This is a genomic window from Nocardia blacklockiae (assembly GCF_015477355.1).
In the GTDB taxonomy this organism is placed as follows: Bacteria; Actinomycetota; Actinomycetes; order Mycobacteriales; family Mycobacteriaceae; genus Nocardia; species Nocardia blacklockiae.
In genome coordinates, this window is record NZ_JADLRJ010000034.1 from 1 (window position 1) to 544 (window position 544).

At 68.2% G+C, this 544-nt stretch carries 1 pseudogene; it reads right to left on the minus strand.

The annotated features are described in order from the left end of the window. Nucleotides 1-544 (minus strand): annotated as a pseudogene (locus IU476_RS35665) (PucR family transcriptional regulator); the annotation flags it as partial.

The window sequence follows — 544 nt, forward strand, 5'->3', positions numbered from 1 at the left end:
GGGACGCGGGCGGCGTGGGAGAGGGTGGTGGTGAGGGTGTCGAGGGGTGGGGTGGTGGTGTGGGTGGGGAGGAGGAGGGTGCCGCCGTCGGTGGAGAGGAGGGCGAGGGTGGTGGTGTTGGTGGTGGTGGCGAGTTGGGCTTGGAGGCGGCGGAGTTTGCGGCGGGCGACGACGGTGGTGTCGAGGAGGGGGTTGTGTTCGTCGGGGTGTGGGGGGATGTGGAGGGCGAGGACGTGGTAGGTGTCGGCGATGTCGATGCCGCATTCGCGGGCCATGGTGCTGGTGGGGTGGCCGCCGAGGAGGGCGGAGGTGAGGGTGTGGACGGCGGTGTGGTGTTCGGTGACGACGGTTTTGAGTTCGCGGACGTAGGCGGTGGAGACGGCGGTGGTCATGGTGTCGAGCATTTCGACGACGAGTTTGGCGCCGCCGATGAGGTTGTCGTAGTCGGTGCGGGTGAGGGTGGTGTGAGTGTCGTCGCCGGTGCTGGTGCTGGTGCTGGTGTCGGTGTCTGTGGTGGTGGGGTGTTTGGTGGCGGTGTGGGTGA